Origin of the sequence: Microbacterium nanhaiense (assembly GCF_014646015.1) — a bacterium.
GTDB lineage: Bacteria > Actinomycetota > Actinomycetes > Actinomycetales > Microbacteriaceae > Microbacterium > Microbacterium nanhaiense.
The window spans coordinates 73,071-92,771 of sequence record NZ_BMMQ01000001.1 but is presented as its reverse complement, the minus strand read 5'-3'; the positions used below and the strand labels follow the sequence as shown (position 1 = coordinate 92,771).

General features: G+C 69.9%; 18 protein-coding genes. 3 read left to right on the top strand and 15 right to left on the bottom strand.

Annotation, left to right across the window (positions count from 1 at the left end; all coding sequences use genetic code 11):
* Positions 1 to 42: 42 nt before the first annotated feature.
* The 5 genes from IEX05_RS00405 to IEX05_RS00385 form a co-directional block, all read right to left on the bottom strand.
* Entirely contained in the window at positions 43 to 1,065 is a 1,023-nt protein-coding gene (locus tag IEX05_RS00405) for a DUF1648 domain-containing protein (protein ID WP_188699362.1), read from the bottom strand.
* Positions 1,066 to 1,084: 19 nt separating this feature from the next.
* Positions 1,085 to 1,438, bottom strand: a complete 354-nt coding sequence (locus IEX05_RS00400) for a GntR family transcriptional regulator (RefSeq protein ID WP_188699361.1) — start codon at positions 1,436 to 1,438, stop codon at positions 1,085 to 1,087.
* A gap of 435 nt (positions 1,439 to 1,873) precedes the next feature.
* Positions 1,874 to 2,437, bottom strand: coding sequence for a hypothetical protein (locus IEX05_RS00395; RefSeq protein ID WP_188699360.1), 564 nt, complete (start codon positions 2,435 to 2,437; stop codon positions 1,874 to 1,876).
* The gene (locus IEX05_RS00390; protein ID WP_188699359.1) at positions 2,400 to 2,708 is read right to left on the bottom strand and encodes a hypothetical protein; all 309 of its coding nucleotides are present in this window, start codon (positions 2,706 to 2,708) and stop codon (positions 2,400 to 2,402) included. Before IEX05_RS00390 ends, IEX05_RS00395 begins: the two co-directional genes overlap by 38 nt.
* Before the next feature lie 135 nt (positions 2,709 to 2,843).
* A complete protein-coding gene (locus IEX05_RS00385) occupies positions 2,844 to 4,070 on the bottom strand; it encodes an APC family permease (protein ID WP_188699358.1) in 1,227 nt (408 codons plus the stop codon).
* 108 nt (positions 4,071 to 4,178) lie between these two features.
* Here IEX05_RS00385 and IEX05_RS00380 point away from each other — a divergent pair, with 108 nt between their 5' ends.
* Positions 4,179 to 5,114 carry a hypothetical protein gene (locus IEX05_RS00380; RefSeq protein WP_188699357.1) on the top strand — a complete coding sequence of 312 codons (936 nt, stop codon included), beginning with the start codon at positions 4,179 to 4,181 and terminating at the stop codon, positions 5,112 to 5,114.
* A gap of 75 nt (positions 5,115 to 5,189) precedes the next feature.
* Here IEX05_RS00380 and hisS read toward each other — a convergent pair whose 3' ends face one another.
* The 6 genes from hisS to mfd all read right to left on the bottom strand — a co-directional run bounded on the left by hisS (position 5,190) and on the right by mfd (position 13,810).
* On the bottom strand, positions 5,190 to 6,455 hold the full coding sequence (hisS, locus tag IEX05_RS00375) for a histidine--tRNA ligase (protein ID WP_188699356.1): 1,266 nt from the start codon (positions 6,453 to 6,455) through the stop codon (positions 5,190 to 5,192).
* Between the two features lie 17 nt (positions 6,456 to 6,472).
* Entirely contained in the window at positions 6,473 to 7,126 is a 654-nt protein-coding gene (locus tag IEX05_RS00370) for a pentapeptide repeat-containing protein (protein ID WP_188699355.1), read from the bottom strand.
* 9 nt (positions 7,127 to 7,135) lie between these two features.
* Entirely contained in the window at positions 7,136 to 8,248 is a 1,113-nt protein-coding gene (locus IEX05_RS00365) for a heparan-alpha-glucosaminide N-acetyltransferase domain-containing protein (RefSeq protein ID WP_188699354.1), read from the bottom strand.
* 31 nt (positions 8,249 to 8,279) lie between these two features.
* Positions 8,280 to 8,942, bottom strand: coding sequence for a nucleoside triphosphate pyrophosphohydrolase (locus IEX05_RS00360; protein ID WP_188699353.1), 663 nt, complete (start codon positions 8,940 to 8,942; stop codon positions 8,280 to 8,282).
* 97 nt (positions 8,943 to 9,039) lie between these two features.
* A complete protein-coding gene (locus IEX05_RS00355; protein WP_188699352.1) occupies positions 9,040 to 10,167 on the bottom strand; it encodes a Na+/H+ antiporter NhaA in 1,128 nt (375 codons plus the stop codon).
* A gap of 73 nt (positions 10,168 to 10,240) precedes the next feature.
* A complete protein-coding gene (gene mfd, locus IEX05_RS00350) occupies positions 10,241 to 13,810 on the bottom strand; it encodes a transcription-repair coupling factor (protein WP_188699351.1) in 3,570 nt (1,189 codons plus the stop codon).
* Positions 13,811 to 13,840: 30 nt separating this feature from the next.
* On the opposite strand from mfd, the gene IEX05_RS00345 reads away from it, so the two are divergent.
* Entirely contained in the window at positions 13,841 to 14,302 is a 462-nt protein-coding gene (locus IEX05_RS00345; RefSeq protein ID WP_188699350.1) for a hypothetical protein, read from the top strand.
* A 7-nt stretch (positions 14,303 to 14,309) separates the two neighbouring features.
* Here IEX05_RS00345 and pth read toward each other — a convergent pair whose 3' ends face one another.
* Positions 14,310 to 14,891, bottom strand: coding sequence for an aminoacyl-tRNA hydrolase (gene pth, locus IEX05_RS00340; RefSeq protein ID WP_188699349.1), 582 nt, complete (start codon positions 14,889 to 14,891; stop codon positions 14,310 to 14,312).
* 64 nt (positions 14,892 to 14,955) lie between these two features.
* Positions 14,956 to 15,537: a 50S ribosomal protein L25/general stress protein Ctc gene (locus IEX05_RS00335; RefSeq protein WP_188699348.1), complete on the bottom strand. Its 582-nt coding sequence runs from the start codon at positions 15,535 to 15,537 to the stop codon at positions 14,956 to 14,958.
* 404 nt (positions 15,538 to 15,941) lie between these two features.
* Between IEX05_RS00335 and gnd the strand changes: the two genes are divergently transcribed.
* Complete coding sequence (gene gnd, locus IEX05_RS00330; protein ID WP_188699347.1) at positions 15,942 to 17,393, top strand: NADP-dependent phosphogluconate dehydrogenase; 1,452 nt, start codon at positions 15,942 to 15,944, stop codon at positions 17,391 to 17,393.
* A 63-nt stretch (positions 17,394 to 17,456) separates the two neighbouring features.
* On the opposite strand, the gene IEX05_RS00325 is transcribed toward gnd, so the two are convergent.
* Entirely contained in the window at positions 17,457 to 18,956 is a 1,500-nt protein-coding gene (locus tag IEX05_RS00325; RefSeq protein WP_308423387.1) for a sensor histidine kinase, read from the bottom strand.
* On the bottom strand, positions 18,953 to 19,687 hold the full coding sequence (locus IEX05_RS00320; protein ID WP_188699346.1) for a response regulator transcription factor: 735 nt from the start codon (positions 19,685 to 19,687) through the stop codon (positions 18,953 to 18,955). The genes IEX05_RS00325 and IEX05_RS00320 overlap by 4 nt, the downstream gene beginning before the upstream one ends.
* Positions 19,688 to 19,701 lie beyond the last annotated feature (14 nt).

Genomic DNA, 19,701 nt, shown 5'->3' with positions numbered 1-19,701 from the left:
CCGCGTTGAGGCCTCCGCGGGCGAGGACGGCGGCCAACGGCGTCAGCCGGCGCGCTCGATCGTGCGGCGGAGGAGTGCGACGGCGGTCTCCGCATCGTCGACCGTGATGGTGAGGTCGCTCTTGCCCTTGCGTCCGATGCGGATCCCTTCCCCGGCGCGGAGCACGATGCCCGTGCCGCTCGCGCCGATGCGCCATCCCCAGCCGCCGAACTCGGCCATCGGGCTCACCTCGACGACCCTCGCCGAGGTGATCTGCGACGCCGGGGTATGAACCCGGGGCCAACCGATCGGTGCGCGCGCCGTGAGGCCGTCGGCATCGACGCGCACGTCGAAACGCACCATCGTCAGCGAGAGGACCGTCACGACGAGTATGAGCGCGAGCGTTCCCCAGACCGCCCACGATGCACCCGACGGATCGCGCATCTCGACGAAGCAGATCACGAGCATGCCGAGCGTCGTGAGGCCGAGCAGCGAGCCCAGCACCCAGGCCGCTGTTCGCGACATGCGCGCTGAACGGATCCACACCGCCTGTTCGAGATCACCGAGCGCGAGAGGTGCGACGTCGCGTTCGTCCGCGTCCGCCGCCGGCGGCTCCTCGAGAACGAGGAAGTAGACGACACCCATCGCGGCGGCGACGACAAGCCCCAGTGCCATGACCCAGTAGGAGTTCGGGGCATCGGCGGCGTCGGTGAGGCCGACCTGCACGATGACGAGGCCGAGCATCATGGTGCCGAGCAGACCCGTTTCGGCACCGATCACCGCACCGAGGAATCGGTACTGCGTGCGCTGGGTCTCGCTTTTCACCTCGAAGAGGGCGAGTCCGGCGATCAGCGCAGTGAGCCCGCCGCCGATTCCGATGGTCATCGCCGGGTAGGTCCAGGCCGGCCCGAAACCGTCCGCGACGCCGGATCCGCCCCAGTGCGTCGCCACGGTCTCGGGCAGTACCGGCATCAGGGCCAGCTGCACGATCGCGATCACCGCGAAGACGGCGAGCGGGATCCAGAGGCAGAGAACGGCGAACGCGCGCCGAGCCTTCTTTCGGACCCTGATCAGGTATTCGGTCATCGCCTTCTCCTCCTGAGAACTAATCGTGCGGGATCCCGCGAATGAGGCTCGCGAGCATGTCGGGCGAGATGCCGCGCTCGGCCGCGCGCTCCACGAGAGCGCGGATGTCATCGTGCAGCTCGGCCGCCGAGGCGGCGGTCTGGGTGACGATCGCCCCGCGCCCGGGGCGCATGTCGACGAGCCCCTCGTCTCGCAGCTCCTGATAGGCGTGGAGCACCGTGTGGTGGTTCACACCGAGCGACGCGGCGACCTGCTTCGCGGGCGGCAGGCGCTCCCCCACACCAACACGCCCCGCCGCGACGTCGCCGCGGATCGACGCGGCGATCTGCGCGAAGACGGGCTCCTCGCGAGTGGGGTCGATCCGAATGAGCATGTAGTTATTCTATTCCAACTAGAACAAGATATCCAGTCCGCGGCGGTCTTTTCATCCCTTACCCGACCGCTCATCCAGTCTCCGGCGAATCATCCGGCGTCGACGGATGATTCGCCGGAGACTTGATGAGGTGTGGCGAATCGGATGAGACCGGCGCCGGCCCGCGGACCCGGTGTCGCGGGTGGCAACGTGTCCACAGCGTGAGATTGGCGCGTGTTTTCCCCCATTGCGTCGCTACCGAGGACACGCGCCCACGGCCTGAGGCACCCTCGATGCATGAACACGCTCGCGCCTCGCCGCCCGCCGATCAGGCCCTGTCCGATCGAGCTGCTCGTGCGCCAAGAATTCGGGCCCTCGTTCGATCGATACGTGAGGTCGCACGACACCGTCCGTCTCGTTCCCGGTGTTTACGTCGAGGCTCAGGACTGGCGTTCGCTACGCGCATGGGATCGATACCTCGCCAAGGTCCATGCGGTCGACCGGCAACACCCGGGCGCGATCTTCGCGCTCGAATCGGCGGCAGCGCTTCTCGGCATGCCGTTCGTCGGCACGCCGGGGTTCGTGCACGTGCTTGTCGGGCACCGCGGAGCCGCACGGAAGCGAGGCATCGTCCAGGGCCATTTCGTTGTCGATGAGATCTCCACCGTGATGATCGACGGCCTGTCCGTGACCACGGTCGCGGACACCGCCGTGAGCATCGCCCGCGCACGTCATGCGGCCGTCGGCCTCGCCGTGTCCGACCAGGCGATCCGCGGCTGTGGCGTGACGTCCGGCGAGCTCGCCGCGCTCAACGAGACCCGCTCGAGCGATCGAGGCGCAGCCAACGCGGCGTGGGCGATCGAACGCGCGACGGGGATCCCCGAATCGGTCCTCGAATCCCTGAGCGTCGCCGAGATCGAGTGGCTCGGCTTCGCGCCGCCCGTACTGCAGCAAGAGTTCGACCTCGGGGGGCCTCGGCGTCTCACGGGTCGACGCGTACTGGCCCGGCGCGAACGTCATCGGCGAGGCCGACGGCGACTCCAAGTATCAGCTGCATCCGGGAGGTGCGGGAACCGCCCTCATCGCGGAGAAGCGCCGGGAGGACGCGCTCCGCCGGGTCGCGGATGGCTTCGCCCGTTGGGGCTGGGCGGACTGTCGCGACCCGAGCAGGCTCGAACGGATCCTGCTCGAGGCGGGCGTGCCACGCGTGCGTCAGCGAAACAACCCGCCTCTGCGCACGCTCGCCGCGCTCCTCGGCCGATGATGACTCATCCACTTCCCGACCGCTCATCCAGTCTCCGACGAATCATCCCGCGTCGACGGATGATTCGTCGGAGACTTGATGAGGTGTGGGGAATCGGATGAGGGGCGGCGAATCGGATGAGGGGCGGCGAATCGGATGAGGTGCAGCGAATCGGATGAGGGGTCAGACGGTGCGGCGCTCTAGGATCAGGCGCGCGGCGCGGATCGCGACGCCCAGCGCCACGAGCGCGAGGCCCGCGGCGACCGACTGCCATGGGAGCATCGCGGCGAGCGCGACGCAACCGACGGATCCGAGCACCTGAAGCCAGCGCGGGTATCGGCGCACCGCCGGCCCCTGCCGGTATGCCGAGAGGTTCGCGACGAGGTAGTAGAGCAGCACGCCGAAGGAGCTGAAGCCGATCGCCCCGCGCAGGTCGGCTACCATCACGACGCCGATCACGACGAGAGCGACCGCGATCTCGGCGAGGTACGGCACCTGCGTCTTCGGATGGATCCGTGAGAAGACCTCGGGCAGGTCTCCCCCGCGCGCCATCGCGAGGCTCGTGCGGCCGATGCCCGCCACGAGCGCAAGCAGCGCGCCGAGGGCGGCGCAGGCCGCCCCGACCCGGACGATCGGCCCGCCCCAGCTCCACCCCGCCGCGGAGACGATGTCGGCGAGCGGCGCGGCGGATCCGTCACCGCCGATCGCGCGGTAGCTCACGACCGCGAGCACGATGTAGACGAGGAGAGCGCCGGCGAAGGCGCCGAGGATCGCGCGGGGTATCGTCCGGGCGGGATCGCGGACCTCCTCCCCCATCGTCGCGATCCGCGCGTAGCCGGCGAAGGCGAAGAACAGCAGCCCGGCGGCCTGCAGCACGCCGTACCAGCCTTCACCCTCGACGGGCTCATCCGCGACGGGCGCCGCGATTCCCGCCGCCGCGACGACGACGAGAGAGACGAGCACGACGACGACGAGAATCTTTGTCGCGAGCGCCGTGCGGGTGACGCCGAGCAGGTTCACGATGGTCAGCGCCACGATCGCGGCGACGGCGACCGGCCGCTCGTATCCGGGCGCGGCGTAGGTCGCGAAGGTCATCGCCATGGCCGCGCAGCTCGCGAGCTTTCCGATGAGGAAACACCAGCCCGCGAGGTACCCCCACCACGCGCCGAGTTCGGCGTTTCCGTAGGCATAGGATCCGCCGGCGACCGGGTGCACCGCCGCGAGCTGCGCGGACGAGGTCGCGTTGCAGAACGCGACGACCGCGGCGAGCGCGAGCGCGACGAGGATCCACGGGCCCGCGGCGTCGATCGCCGGGCGCCAGACGGCGAAGGCTCCCGCGCCGATCATGGATCCGAGCCCGATGGCGATCGCGTCGGCGAGCCCGAGCCGGCGGGCCAGTCCAGTCGTCATGCTTCGCGAGCGTAGCCGGAGGCGGCATTCGCGTCCGGCGCGCCGCGCCCGCGTTCATCTACCGTTCGCCTTGCACGGCGCCCGCTCCGTCGGCTAGCGTTCGCGGGGATGACGCCGCAGAAGATATTCCGATCGGTCGCGCTGTGGCTGCCCCTCGCCTTCATCGCGCTCTGTGGGCTGCTGCAGGCCGCCGCGCTGCCCCTGCTTCCGGATCCGATCGTGAGCCAATGGTCGCTCGCGGGCGAGCCGGTGAGCTGGCGTCCCGCCTGGGAGGCGCTCGTGTCGACGGTCGTCATCGGCACCGTCATGACCGCGTCGCTGTATTCGGCGGGCGTCGCCGCGGCGGCGCATCGGCATCACCGGATCTTCGCGGGGCTGAGCTGGATGATCCTGATGCTCGGTCCACCGATGTTCACGGTCATCGTCGTCGCCCAGGTCTGGACGACGCGCCTGAATCTGGGACAGGCCTTCCTTGCATCGCTGTTCTCGGCCATGGCGGTCGCGGTCGCCGCGGCCACGCACCTCCCGCCGTTTCCGGAGGGACGCCGGCGGCGGGATCCGCGGCAGTGGTCAGGCGCGACGGCGGCCGATCGTCTCGCCCCGCAGGCGACGATCGTCGTCGCGATGTGCGCGCTCCTCGGGGCGTCCGCCGTGGTGCTCGCGGCCCTCGGCATGGCGTGGTGGGTGATCAGCGGGCCGCTCCTCGTCACGGCGTTCTCGTCGGCTCAGCTCATCACGATCGCGCGGATCGACGCGCGCGGCGTCAGCGTGCGGGCGCCGCTCGGGGTACCGCGCCTGACCATTCCGCTGCGCGAGATCGAGTCGGTCGAGCTTACGAGAATCGAGCCCCTGACCGATATCGGCCGTCTCGGCTGGAACGCGCGCATCGGCCCACCGCAGGAGGGCGTCGCGGTCCGCGCGGGCGAGGGGTTGCGGATCCGCCGCACCAGTGGCGTCGATTTCCTGCTCGCGACGGACGACGCACCGGCCGCCGAGCGGATGCTCGGCGCTCAGCTCGCCGCCGAACGCGCGCTCCGGCAGTAGGCCGTTGCCCACGCCCCGGCGGCTCCTCCGCCGGGGCCGACGACGAATCGGCGAGGCGTGGATCCGGGGCCACACTCAGCCGAGCGGCTTCGGCTCGATCTCGCGCTGTCCCGCCGCAACCGACGCGAACGACGTGTACCCGTCCGCCTCGGCGCGCTCGAGCACGCTCTTGAGGTTGCGCGGGCGGCGCTCGAGACGCACGCGCGCGCCCTCGGCGACGAGCCGCGCCTTGTGGGCAAGCAGCTCGGCCATGGGCACGTCTTTGTCGTGCACGAGCACGATCGAGCGGGATCCCTCGGCATCGGCGAGCGCGACGAGGTCGACGATGCGTTCGAAGCCGATCGAGAAGCCGACGGCCGGGACGTCCTGGCCGAGGAAGCGGCCGACCATTCCGTCGTAGCGTCCGCCGCCGCCGAGCGAGTACGACACGTCGGGGTGCGCGATCTCGAAGATCGTGCCGGTGTAGTAGCCCATGCCGCGCACGAGGAAGGGGTCGAACACGAGCGGCGCGTTACCGCGGGCGGCCGACACCGCCTCGCCGATGCCGACGAGGTGCTCGACGATCTCTTCGGGGATCCCCACCGGCAGCAGGCCGCGGATCTGCTCCGCCCCGAAGGATCCGGCGGGCTCCGACAGCCCCGCCAGGAACGCCTCGAACGCGTCGACGGACGATGCGGCGGCCCCGCGCTCGCGGAGCTCGGCGGCGACGCCCGAGGGGCCGATCTTGTCGAGCTTGTCGATCGTGATGAGCACGCCGGGGCGCTCGGCAACCGGGAAGCCGAAGGCGTCGAGCGTCGCGTCGAGCGCGCGGCGGTCGTTGATGCGCACCTGGGCTCCCACGAGCCCCAGGGCGTCGAGCGCGTCGAGCGTGGCGGAGATGAGTTCCGCCTCGGCGCGGCTCGTCGCATCGCCCATGATGTCGATGTCGCACTGCACGAACTGGCGGTACCGGCCCTTCTGCGGGCGCTCGGCCCGCCACACGGGCGCGATCTGCACGGCCCGGAACACCGTCGGCAGCTCCGACCGGTGCGAGGCGTAGAAGCGCGAGAGCGGAACCGTCAGGTCGTAGCGCAGGCCGAGGTCGGCAAGCTCCGAGGGGTCCTCCGTGGAGGCGAGGGTCTCCGCGGTGATGCCGCGCTTCATGATGTTGAAAGCGAGCTTCTCGTTGTCCCCGCCGATGCCGGCATGGAGCCGGTCGTACTCCTCCATGACGGGCGTCTCAATCTCGTCGAAGCCGTGGGCGCGGTAGCGCTCGCGGATGACGGCGAGCACGCGCTCGCGACGGGCCTTGTCAGCGGGGAGGAAGTCGCGCATGCCGCGCGGCGGGTTCACGGTTGCCATAGGGGATCCATTATCCCCTAACGCACATCGATGCCCGCGGCGAGCGCGAACGCGGGCGCCAGTTCGCGTACCTGCTCCTCGGTGAGGGTCGCACCCCGCAGCGCGAGCGGATCCAGGTACGAGAGGACGTCGAGCCCCCGGAGGTCGACGTCGGTCGAGCGCAGCCCGCGCGGATCCACTTCCTCGGCCCGCGACGATTCGAACGCGACCCGCGCCGCGCGGGCGCGCGGGAGGTCGATCGTGCCGATCGTGCAATCGGCGATCAGGACGTCCTCGAGCTCGGCCGCGGCGAGGCGCAGGTAGTCGATGCGCAGTCCCCGCAGCTCCACCTCGGCGAGTCGGGCGTCGGCGAGGTCGAGGGTGCCGATCCTGCCGCCGGAGATGCGCACTCGGCGGAGCGAGGCGTCGCGGGCGACGAGCTCGACGGCGCGGAGGTCGTCGATATCGACATCGACGAGGGTCGCGCCGCGGAGCGAGAAGGAGGCGGCATCCGCGCTCGGGATCCGCACCTCCTCCAGGCTCGCGTAGGACAGTTCGACGTCTCCCGCGAGCTGCGGCAACCGCGCCTGCAGTAGGTCGGCGCCGCGCGACGGCTCTGCGTCGTCGAGACGCGGAGGGAGCTCGGGTGCGCCGATGCGCGGCGGGACGGGACGCTGGGGTGCTCGGGCCATGCGCCGAGCCTACGCCGTCGGGGCGCGCTGCTCCGGCGTCGCGAGGCGCACCGCGACCCGGGCGGTGAGGCGCTCCAGGGGCCCGCGACCGGCGAGGATCGCCCACGCCGAGCAGAGCACGAGAAGTCCCAGCGCGAGCGACGGATACAGCCACCAGCCGCCGGGCCCGATGATCCAGATCGCGACGACATGCGCCGTGTATGCGGATAGCGGCATGGATCCCACCGCGGCGAGCGGCAGGAGCGCGTAGCGGAGGCGCTCCCCGGTCAGGACGAGGAGCGCGATCAGCGCGATCGCGAGTCCCCCGGATCCCAGGATCTCCATGGTGCTGCCCGTGTGCGGGCCGCTCGAGAAAAACGCGGTGAGGACGGTTGCCGAGGACGCCGCCGATGCGTTGCCCGCCTCCCATACGCTCCCCGCGGTGTAGCCGACGCCGCTCAGCACGATGCCGGCGACGAGGGCGAGGGCCGCGACCTTTGTCCGCGTGACGTCGAGGCGGCCGAGGGCGAGGCCCGCGAGCATCAGCGCCGTCCACGCGACGATCGAGTACGCGCCGCCCAGGACAAACGAGATCCCCGCGCCGGAGGACGATGGCGAAAGCGCGAAGAGGGCCGCGGCGAGCGCGGGCCCGACGACGGCCAGCACCGCGGACCAGACGACGAGGGCGTATGCGCGCATCCCGATGAACAGGATCCCGATCGCGTAGAGGGCGCCGTAGAAGGTGAGGATCACCGCGATGTTCGTCCCGAGCAGCTCCAGCACGAGCCCGATCGCAAAGATCACCAGCCCGCGCGCGACGAGCCGGAGCCGGTGCGTCGCGAGCTCGTGCCCGGACGGGATCCGGCTCCGACCGGTCATCAGCGCGATCGAGACGCCGGCGAGGACCGCGAACAGGATCGACGAGCGGCCGGCGACGATTTCCACCCACGTCGCCGGATCCGACCAACGGATCTCCCCGGGGAGCGAAACGGTGTGGGCCGCGGCCATGCCGAGCACGGCGAGGCCGCGTGCGATGTCCAGCCCGACGATGCGCGGCGCGCGCCCGAAGGAACGCAGCCGTTCGCGCGCCGAGGTCGTGGCGGATCCGGGTGTGTTCTCGTGCGTCGAAGCGGGCGTCGCCATCGTCGTCTTTCTCGTGGGGAGGGCGAGCGGGCTACTCGGCGTCGCGAATCTCGTCCGCGAGGGCGCGGATCCGGCCGCGGAGGGCCCGCTCGGCGTCCCAGCCGCGGGCGCGCGCCAGCGCGACGAGGCCGAGGAGGGTCTCCCCCAGCTCCTCTTCCGAGGCGGGCAGGAGCTCCTCGTCGTCTTCGGCCTCGATGACCTCGACGGCGCGGATCTCCTCCACATAGCTCAGTCCGACGCCCACCTGCTCGCCCTTGCCGAGCACCTTCTGCGCCATCGCCAGGGCGGGCATGCCCGCCGGCACGCCGTCGAGCACGGAGGTGCGCGAGCGCTTCTCCTGCGCCTTCGCGGCGTTCCACAGCTCGATCACGCGTTCCGGCGTGTCGGCCGTCTCGCCCGCGAACACGTGCGGGTGCCGGTGGATCATCTTGGCGGCGAGGTCGCCCGCCACGTCATCGATCGTGAAGTCGTCTGCGACGGCGGCGTTGAGCAGCACCTGCCAGAGCACGTCGCCGAGCTCCTCACGCAGTTCCGCGGAGGATCCGGATTCGATCGCCTCGATCACCTCGGCGGATTCCTCCGTGAGGTATGGCGCGAGCTGCCGGTGGGTGAGGGCCTTCGACCACACGCACTCGGCGTGCACCTGCTCGGCCACCTCGGCCGCGCGGCGCAGCCCGTCGTAAGTCTCGCTCATGACTCCACTCTGCCAGCAACTCTGCAATTCTCTGCGCGGTCATCTGCGAACAGCAGATGACCGCGCGGAGAATTGACGCACAGGGGGAAGTGAGGAATTACGCCGCGAGCCTGCGGTGATGCCGTGCGCGGAGCGGGACGAGGATCGCCGAGAGGATCAGCGAGATCAGCGAGCCGAGCAGCACGCCGAGCACCGCCTCGTCGGCGACGACGTGGTCGGCGTACGCCAGGCGCGACAGCAGGAGCGACACGGTGAAGCCGATGCCGCCGAGCGCGGCGGCCGGGATGATGTCGGCGAAGGGCAGGCGATCGCCCTTGCCGACGAACTGCGCGAGCCAGCCGAACAGGCTGATGCCGATCAGCTTGCCCGCGGGTAGGGCGACGAGGATGCCCCACAGGGCGGGCGAGATCTCGTCGAGCGCGACCTGCGGGATCATGACGAGCGCCGAGAAGAAGGCGAAGATCGGCAGGATCAGGCCGTTGATCCACGGCTCGAGCGCGTGGCGGGCCCGCATGCCCTCGTCCTGGCGGATGACGAGACCTAGCATCACGCCCGCGATCGTCGCGTGAATGCCGGACTGGAAGATGAAGACCCACGCCGCGAGCGCGGCCACGATCATGAGCGACACGACGAGCGCCGTGTTCGCGCGGGCGCGGAAGCGGCTGAGGATCGCGAAGGCGACGACGCAGGCGAGGCCCGCGAGCATCATGCCGAAATCGAGGTCGGTCGCGAAAAGCACCGCGATGAAGACGATGCCGACGATGTCGTCGATGATCGCGAGCGCGAGCAGGAACACGCGCACGCCCTTCGGCAGCCCCTTCCCGAACATCGCGAGCACGCCGAGGGCGAACGCGATGTCGGTCGCGGTCGGGATCGGCCAGCCGGAGGCGGTGTCGCCGCGCCCCGCGATGAGCAGGAACACGATGATCGGCACGATCACGCCGCCGGCCGCCGCGATCGCGGGGCGCACGGCCTTGCTCAGGCTGTTGAGCTGACCGCGCGTCATCTCGAACTGCAGTTCGACGGCGACGCCGAAGAAGAAGATCGCGAGCAGGAAGTCGGCGACCCAGTGCGAGAGCGACAGCTCGAGACCGGGCACCCCGATCTCGGTGTGGCTCCAGTGGATCACCGATTCGCCGAACGGCATATTCGCGAGGATGAGGCCCAGCGCGGCGGCACCGAGGAGGAGAAAGGCGGGAAATCGTTCTGAGCGAAGCAGCTTCATGTGTCCGTTCCAGGTTGCACTCTGACGCGAATCAGCGGATCCGCGTCGCCGACCAGACTTCCCGGCACACCACCTACGACTCTACCTTGGGCAGGGGGAACAGCGCATCGAGCAGCTGGCGCACCCACGCGACGATGTCGATGCCGTCGGCGGTTGGCATCGGCACGACGAGGGCGTCACCGTTCGCGAGAATCTTCGCCCCCGGGTACAGCCGCTTGAGCCGTACCTGCATCGAATCGGCGAGATGCGCGGGGGCCACGCGGAGGTTCTTGCCCATCGCGACGACGTCGGCGAGCTGCGATTGCGCGGCGCGGCGGCGCAGGCGCGCGACCTCCACGAGCCCCGCGACCTCGGCGGGCGGCTCGCCATAGCGGTCGGTGAGCTCGTCGATGACGAGGTCGATGGCGTCGTCGGCGGCCGAGGCCGTCGCCGCGGCCGACAGCTTCTGGTAGGCCTCGAGCCGCAGTCTCTCGCTGTCGATGTAGTCGTCGGGGATCCGCGCCTCGACCGGGAGCTCAAGCCGAAGTTCGACGGGCCCGTCGGTCGCCTCGCCGCGGAACTCGCTCACGGCCTCACCGATCATGCGCAGGTACAGGTCGAAGCCGACGCCCTCGATGTGCCCGGCCTGTTCCGCGCCCAGCAGGTTGCCGGCGCCGCGGATCTCGAGGTCCTTCATCGCGACCTGGATGCCGGATCCGAGATCGTTGTGCACGGCGATCGTCTCGAGACGATCGGCCGCCGTCTCCGACAGCGGCTTGCCCTCGTCGTAGACGAAGTAGGCGTAGGCGCGCTCGCGCCCGCGACCGACGCGGCCGCGGAGCTGGTGCAGTTGGGCGAGGCCGTACTTGTCGGCCCGGTCGATGATGATCGTGTTCGCGTTGGCGATGTCGATGCCGGTCTCGATGATCGTCGTACAGACGAGAACGTCGTACTTGCGCTCCCAGAAGTCGTCGACAACCTGCTCGAGTTGGTTCTCGCTCATCTTTCCGTGCGCGACGGCGATGCGCGCCTCGGGGACGAGCTCCGCGAGGTGCGAGGCGACCTTCTGGATGGTGGTGACGCGGTTGTGTACGAAGAACACCTGGCCCTCGCGCAGCAGCTCGCGGCGGATCGCGGCCGAGATTTGCTTGTCGTTCGACGGCCCCACGTACGACAGGATCGGGTGGCGTTCCTCTGGCGGGGTCGCGAGCGTCGACATCTCGCGGATCCCCGTGACCGCCATCTCGAGCGTGCGCGGGATGGGCGTCGCGCTCATCGCGAGGATGTCGACGTTCGTCTTCAACTTCTTCAGCGCGTCCTTGTGCTCGACACCGAAGCGCTGCTCCTCGTCGATGATCATGAGCCCCAGGTCCTTGAACACGACGCCCTGGGTGAGGATCCGGTGGGTTCCGATCACCATGTCGACCGTGCCGTCGGCGAGACCCTGGATCGTGTCGCGCGCGTGCTTGTCGGACTGGAAGCGACTGAGCGCCCGCACGTTCACGGGGAAGCCCGCGAAGCGATCGGTGAAGGTCTCGAGGTGCTGCTTGACGAGCAGGGTCGTCGGCACGAGCATGGCGACCTGCTTGCCGTCCTGAATTGCCTTGAACGCCGCCCGCACCGCGACCTCGGTCTTGCCGAAGCCCACGTCGCCCGAGAGGAGGCGGTCCATGGGGATGTCTCGCTCCATGTCGCGCTTGATCTCGTCGATGGTTTGCAGCTGGTCGGCAGTCTCGGCGAAGGGGAACGCCTCCTCCAGCTCGCGCTGCCACGGCGTGTCCGGACCGAAGGCGTGGCCCCTGGACGCCATCCGCGCGGAGTACAGCTTCACGAGCTCGACGGCGATGTCGCGCACCGCCTTGCGCGCCTTGCTCTTGGCCTGCGCCCAGTCAGACCCGCCCATCTTCGACAGCTGGGGGTTCTCGCCGCCGACGTACTTCGAGAGTAGGTCGAGCTGATCCGTGGGCACGAGGAGCTTGTCGCCGGGGCGCCCGCGCTTGCTCGGCGCGTACTCGAGCACGACGTAGTCGCGGGTCGACTTGACGCCACCCGTCGCGATCTCGCGCTTCTGCATCTCGACGAAGCGCCCGATGCCGTGCGTGGCATGCACCACGGGATCGCCGGGCTTCAGCTGCAGCGGATCCACGACGTTGCGGCGGCGGGAGGCGAGCCGCTTCGGGCCCTGCGCGCCGCTCGTCACCGTGCGCCCGTAGAACTCTGCCTCCGTGAGCACGGCGAGCTTCGCCTCCGAGGAGGCGAAGCCGCTCTCGACCTCGGCGCGGACGAGGCTCACGACGCCCGGCTCGGGCGGCTCCGCCAGGTCCTCGACGATGCGCGCTGCGATACCGCGATCGGAGAGCACATCACGGGCGCGGTCGACGAGGCCCGCGCCGGGGGCGGCGAGGACAACTGCCCACCGATCGGCGACGAGCGCGCCCACGTGATCCATCGCGCCCTCGACATTGCCCTGGAAGGAGGCGATGGCGTCGGCGGTGATGCGCTTCGTCAGCCCGTGCTGCAGGAGGACCTCGAAGTCGTCGGTCTCCGCCGCGATCTCGGCCAGGCCCGAGTTGAAGGGGCTGAGGCTCAGCCACACGCCGCCGGCGTCGCGCACCTGCTCGTGCAGGTCCTCGAGCGTGAGGAAGCCACCGGAGGCGAGGTCGACGGGCGCCTGGCCTCCCGCGGTCGCCGCGCTCCACGCCGCCTCGAGGAACTCGGCGTTCGTCTCTTTGAGGCTCGCCGCGCGTGTCACGGCGCGCTCCGGATCCACGAGGAATGCCGCCGCGCCCTCCGGCAGGCACGCCACGATCGACTCGAGCGGGCCCGCCACGAGGTTGGAGAGCGATTCCATACCCTCGGCGGGGATGCCCTCGGCCATCTTCTCGAGCATCTGCGCGATGCCCGGATACTCGTGCTGGAGCTCGCGGGCGCGCTGGCGCACCTCCGGGCTCAGCAGGAGCTCGCGGCTCGCGGTAAGCTCCACCTCCCGGATCTCCCCGGGGACGGAGCGCTGGTCGGCGACCGAGAACTCGCGGATCTGATCGACCTCGTCGCCGAAGAACTCCACGCGGAGCGGGTGCGCGGCCGTCGGCGGGAAGACGTCAAGAATCCCGCCGCGCACCGCGAAATCGCCGCGCCGCGAGACCATGTCGACGCGGTGATAGGCGAGTTCGACGAGGCGCTCGACGACCTCCTCGAGCCAGAGGTCCCTGCCGCCGACACGCAACGAGACGGGCTCCGCATCGCCGAGACCGCGCACCATCGGCTGGATGGCGGCCCGGATCGACGTCGTCACGATGAGCGGACGGGATCCGTCCCACGTCGCGATGGCTCGGAGCGTCTCGAGGCGGCGACCCACCGTCTCCGGGCTCGGGCTGAGCCGCTCGTGCGGCAGCGTCTCCCAGGCGGGAAGATCGCGCACCTCGGCGCCGGGCACGAGCGCGCGCAGCGCCGCACCGAGCGACTCCGCGCGGCGGCTCGTCGGGGCGATCGCGAGCGCGACCGCGGGATCCCCGGCCGCCCTGCGGCGCTCCAGGACGGCCGCGATCGCGGGCGCGTCGAGGCCGTCGACGAGGGAGAGATCGACGTCGCTGGACGTCGGCGCGCTCGCCTCCCGGAACGACTCGGACGTATCGAGGGCGCGTAGGATCCCGGAAAGACTCACGAGAACGAGTCTACGGATACGGTGGTGAGTGTGAGCTACCCGGCCCCACCGCAACCCATCCGGCCCGTCGTCGCCCCGCGACCGGGCATCGGCATCGTCGCGTTCATCGCATCGGCTGCCGCCGTCGTGCTCGGCGGGGTGGGCATCTGGGTCGCGGGTTTCATGCTCGGCCGGCTCGTGCGCCTCACGGAGATCCCGGAGCTCGCGCTCGGGCTCCAGGAAGAGGGATGGGTGCTCCTCGAAGGGCAGTTCTGGGAGGTCATCGAACGCGCGGTCGGCGCCTTCGTCGTCCTCGTCGTCGCCTGGATCGTGCACATGGCACTCGCCGCGTGGGGCCTCGTCCAGGGCATCGTCGCGACGGCGATGGGACGCGGACGCGCCTGGGGAATCGCCGCGATCGTGCTCGCGCTGTTCGGGTGGCTCGCTCTCGCGTGGTTCACCCAGGACGCGCTGCTCGCGGGCCTCGTGGGCAACGTGCCGTTCATGGGGTGATCCGCGCTCAGCGCGGCGCGTGAACCTTCTGCTGGGCCGCCGTCAGGCCGTCCGAGACGATGAGTTCCACGGCCTCGGCCGCATCCGAGACGAGGATCGGCAAGGTCTTGCGCTCGGTCGCCGAGAACTCTCCGAGAACCCAGTCGGCGGGATCCTGCCGGCCCGGTGGGCGACCGATGCCCACCCGCACGCGGGCGAACTGAGGGGTGTCGAGCGCCTTCGCGATGTCACGGATGCCGTTGTGCCCGCCGTGCCCCCCGCCGACCTTCAGCTTGAGTGCGTCGAAAGGGATGTCGAGCTCGTCGTGGACGACGATCACGCGATCGGGCGCCACGGAGTAGAACTTCGCGAGCGCGGCCGCGGGGCCGCCCGAGGTGTTCATGTAGCCGTTCGACTTCGCGAGCACCAGCTTCGGGCCGCCGGGGCGCAGCCACGTCTCGACGACCCGTGCGCCGGCCTTGTGCTGTTTCCAGCTCTCCCCGCGGTTCGAGGCGAGCTCGTCCACGACCATCTGCCCGACGTTGTGGCGGGTGCGCTCGTATCGCGGCCCCGGGTTCCCGAGCCCCATGATCAACCAGGTATCGGCCATGTCATCCTCCAGACACAAACGAGGGGGTGCGCCAGGCGCACCCCCTCGACCTGTACGAGTGAGATTACTCGGCGGCCTCTGCGGCTGCCTCGTCGTCCTCGTCCGCTGCCGCGTTCGCGTGCACCGTGAGGAGGAGAAGGTCGGCGTCGTCGACGAGCTCCGAGCCCTCGGGCAGCGCGACGTCCTTGGCGTGGATCTGCGCGCCGTCCTCGAGGCCCTCGACCGACACGGTGATGCTCTCGGGGATGTTCAGCGCGTCGACGTTCACGCGAATGGTGGCGACGATCGTCGAGACGTAGGTGCCCGAGAAGGGCTCGCCCTCGGTCACGACCGGAACCTCGACCTCGATCTTCTCGCCGCGCTTGACGACGACGAGGTCGATGTGCTCGATGTACGAGCGGACGGGCTCGCGCTGGACGTCCTTGACGAAGACGAGCTCGGTGGCTCCGTCGATGTCGAGCTCGATGATCGAGTTCGCGTGACGGACGATGAGGCCCGTCTCGTGCGCGGGAAGCGCGACGTGCTTCACATCGGAGCCGTGTCCGTAGACGACGGCGGGGATCTTGCCGGCAGCGCGCAGGCGGCGGGCGAAGCCCTTGCCGAACTCGGTGCGGGTCTCGGCGACGAGCTTGTTCGAGTCGCTCATTCTCACTCCTCATGGTGAGCGCGACACGGGGCCGGCCGCGCAATGTATGGAACAGGGGGTCTCGACGTCAACGCGATGCGTGAGGAGACCGCTGAACGGCCCGCTTCACCGCGTCGATTACGGACGGCGCACGCGCGCCTCCCTCGCCGAGGTCCCCATCAGCCTAACGGATCGCTCCGGTAGAATCGACCCGCGCGGCCGCTTCCGCGCTTTCTTTCTGCCTTTTCACGTCTGGAGACACATGGACGGCTCTCACATCCTCCTCACCGTCGTCGGAATCCTCGCCGCGCTGTCGGCCGTCACGAGCGTCGGCGCGATGTTCGCTCTCGGACGAGGCAAGGCTTACGACAAGTAAGCGGTAGCCTGATAACGAACTGAAAATTCCCGCTCTTAAGGAGACGTGAGTGAACGCTGCCGCAGCTAACATCGGGGTCGTCGGCCTCGCCGTCATGGGGTCGAACCTCGCCCGGAACCTCGCGAGCCGCGAGGGCAACACGGTGGCGGTCTACAACCGCAGCCGGACGAAGACCGACGAACTCGTGCAGGCGCACCCCGAGGCGGGCTTCGTGCCCGCGTTCTCCTACGAGGAGTTCGCCGCCAGCCTCTCGAAGCCGCGCACCGCGATCATCATGGTCAAGGCCGGCGGCCCGACCGATGCGGTGATCGACGAGCTCGTCAAGGTGTTCGAACCGGGCGACATCATCGTCGACGGCGGAAACGCGTACTTCCCCGACACGATCCGCCGCGAGAAGGCCGTCCGCGAGACGGGCATCAACTTCGTCGGCGCGGGAATCTCCGGTGGCGAGGAGGGCGCGCTCAACGGCCCGTCGATCATGCCCGGCGGCTCGGACGAGTCGTGGGTCACCCTCGGCCCGATCCTCAAGTCGATCGCCGCGGTCGCCGATGACGGCGAGCCCTGCGTGACGCACATCGGCCACGACGGCGCGGGCCACTTCGTCAAGATGGTCCACAACGGCATCGAGTACGCCGACATGCAGCTGATCGCCGAGGCCTACGACCTGATCCGTCGCGGCACGGGCAGGACGCCCGCGGAGATCGCCGACATCTTCGCCGAGTGGAACACGGGCGAGCTCGAGAGCTACCTCATCGAGATCACCGCCGAGGTGCTGCGCCAGGTCGACGCCGAGACGGGCAAGCCGCTCGTCGACGTCATCCTCGACCAGGCCGGCGCGAAGGGCACGGGCGCCTGGACGGTGCAGACCGCCCTCTCGCTGGGCGTTCCCGTCTCGGGCATCGCCGAGGCCACGTTCGCGCGTTCGCTCTCCTCGCACCCCGAGCAGCGCGAGGTCGCTCGCGTGCTCCCCGGCCCCGGCACCGAGTTCCAGGTGGACGACGCCGACGGTTTCGTCGAAGACGTGCGCCAGGCCCTGTTCGCCTCGAAGATCATCGCGTACTCGCAGGGCTTCGACGAGATCCGCGCCGGCGCCGCCGAGTACAACTGGACGATCGACCTCGGCGCCGTGTCGAAGATCTGGCGCGCGGGCTGCATCATCCGCGCCCAGTTCCTCAACCGCATCGCCGACGCCTACGCCGAGCAGCCCGAGCTGCCCGTGCTCGCGACCGCCCCGTACTTCGCCGACGCGCTCACGCGCGGCCAGGCCGCATGGCGACGCGTCGTCATCGCCGCAACGCAGGCAGGGATCCCGTCGCCCGCGTTCAGCTCGTCGCTCGCGTACTACGACGGCCTCCGCGCCGACCGCCTGCCGGCCGCGCTCGTTCAGGGCCAGCGCGACTTCTTCGGCGCGCACACCTACAAGCGCATCGACAAGGAAGGCACCTTCCACACCCTGTGGTCGGGCGACCGCACCGAGATCGAGGCCGAGGACACGCACTAAGGCATCCACGGCACGGGGCCGGGTGGGATCTCCCACCCGGCCCCGTGTTGTTTGCCCGCACGCTCAGGGGTGCGCGGGCTTGGCCGGCAGGACCACCGTGAAGGTCGTGTCGCCGGGCCTGCTCTCCACGCGGATCTCTCCGTGGTGCGCCTCGACGATCGCACGGGCGATCGACAGCCCGAGCCCCGAGCCGCCCGTCTTTCGCGCCCGCGACGCGTCCGCGCGGACGAAGCGCGTGAACAGCCGCTTCTGGAGCTCCTCGCTGATCCCCGGGCCCGTGTCGTGGACGGTGATCACGGCGCGGGTCGACGATCCCTCCCCCTCCTGTCGCACGGAAGCCGTCACCTCCGTACCCTCGGGCGTGTGCGTGCGCGCGTTCGCGAGGAGGTTCGTGATGACCTGGGTCAGGCGCGCCCTGTCGCCGGCGACGAAGACGGGGTCCTCATCCACATCGGCACCCCAGTCGTATTCCATGCCCGCCATCGCCTGGTCGGCGACCGCGTCGAGCACGAGCTGGTTGACGTCGACCATGTCGTACACGAGCTCATGCCCCTCGTCGAGGCGCGCGAGCAGCAGCAGGTCCTCGACGAGGCCCGTCATGCGCTGCGACTGCGCCTCGATGCGCTGGAGCGACTGCCTGCTCGTCTCGCTGAGGCTCGTGTCCCGCAGCGACAGCTCGCTGTATCCGCGAATCGATGCGAGCGGGGTTCGCAGCTCGTGGCTCGCGTCGGCCACGAAGCGCTGCATGGCCTCCTCGTTGCGCTGGCGGACGGCAAGCGAATCCTCCACGTGGTCGAGGAGCGTGTTCAACGACGCGCCCACCTGCCCGACCTCGGTCATCGGATCGGCCTGCTCGATCGGAACGCGCTCCGTGATCGAGACGTCGCCCTCGTCGAGCTTCTGCTGCGATACCCGGGCCGCCGTCGCGGCGATATCGCGGAGCGGGCGCAGCCCCTGACGGATCACGCCGGAGGTCGCCACGCCGAGGAGGAGCATGCCGCCCATGGTCGCGAGCCCGATCGCCCACACCATCTGCTTCAGCGTGGCACTCTCGGTCGCGGTCGACATGCCGAAGGCGCCGGCCGCCTCGTCCGATGCCGTGTTGCGCAGCGCCACGACCCGGAAGCTCCCGAGCCCCGGGAGCGTCACCGTCGTGAGGCCGCCCTCCGACACCGCCTCGGTCGCCTCGAGGATCCGCTCGACCTGCACCTCGGAGAGCGCGTGCCGGGCGTAATCGCTGCCGACGACCGCGCCCGTCGTGCCGGTGTACGGGCTATCGATCACGAGGAGCATCCCCGGCGAGGCCTGCACGCCGCGCAACTGCATCGCAGCGGAGCCGTCCACCAGCCCGATGCCGAAGTCGGCGCCGAGATTCTTGAACGCCTGATCGACCCGGTTGTCGACCTGGTCGTCGAGCACATTGCTGAGCAGCACACCCGTCACGAGCGAGACGACCAGAAGGATCCCGGCGACGATGGTGAAGACCGTCACCATGAGCCTCGACTGCAGGCTCATGCGCGAGCCGTGATGCGCCCCCGCCTCGTGCGGCGGGCGGCGGCTCACTGCGCGGCCTTGATCATGTATCCGACGCCGCGGACGGTGTGGATCAGCGGCTCGCGCCCCGCGTCGATCTTCTTCCGCAGGTACGAGATGTACAGCTCGACGACGCTCGACTTCCCGCCGAAGTCGTAGTTCCACACGCGGTCGAGGATCTGCGTCTTCGACACCACGCGGCGAGGATTGCGCATGAGGAAGCGCAGGAGCTCGAACTCCGTCGCCGTCAACTCGATCTCGACGCCGCCGCGCGTGACCTCGTGGCTATCCTCGTTGAGGCTCAGGTCTCCGACGCGCAGGATCGGCTCCGGTTCGCTCGCGAGGGCCGTGCCCGCGCGGCGCATGAGCGCGCGGAGCCGCGCCACGACCTCTTCGAGGCTGAACGGCTTGGTGACGTAGTCGTCGCCGCCTGCCGTGAGGCCTGCGACCCGATCGGCCACCGCGTCCTTCGCCGTCAGGAACAGCACGGGGACGAGGTTGCCCTGCTGCCGCAGCCGCTGCAGCACGCTCATGCCGTCGAGGTCGGGCATCATGATGTCGAGCACGAGCGCGTCGGGCGAGAAGTCCTTGACCGCGTCGAGCGCCTCGAAGCCGCTGCCCGCGGCGCGCACCTCCCACCCCTCCATGCGCAGCGCCATCGACAGCAGGTCGGTGAGCATCTGCTCGTCGTCGACGACGAGCACGCGCACGGGAGAACCGTCGGGGCGGGTGAGGGCAGAAACGGGCGCAGCAGTGGTCATGAGACCATTGTGCG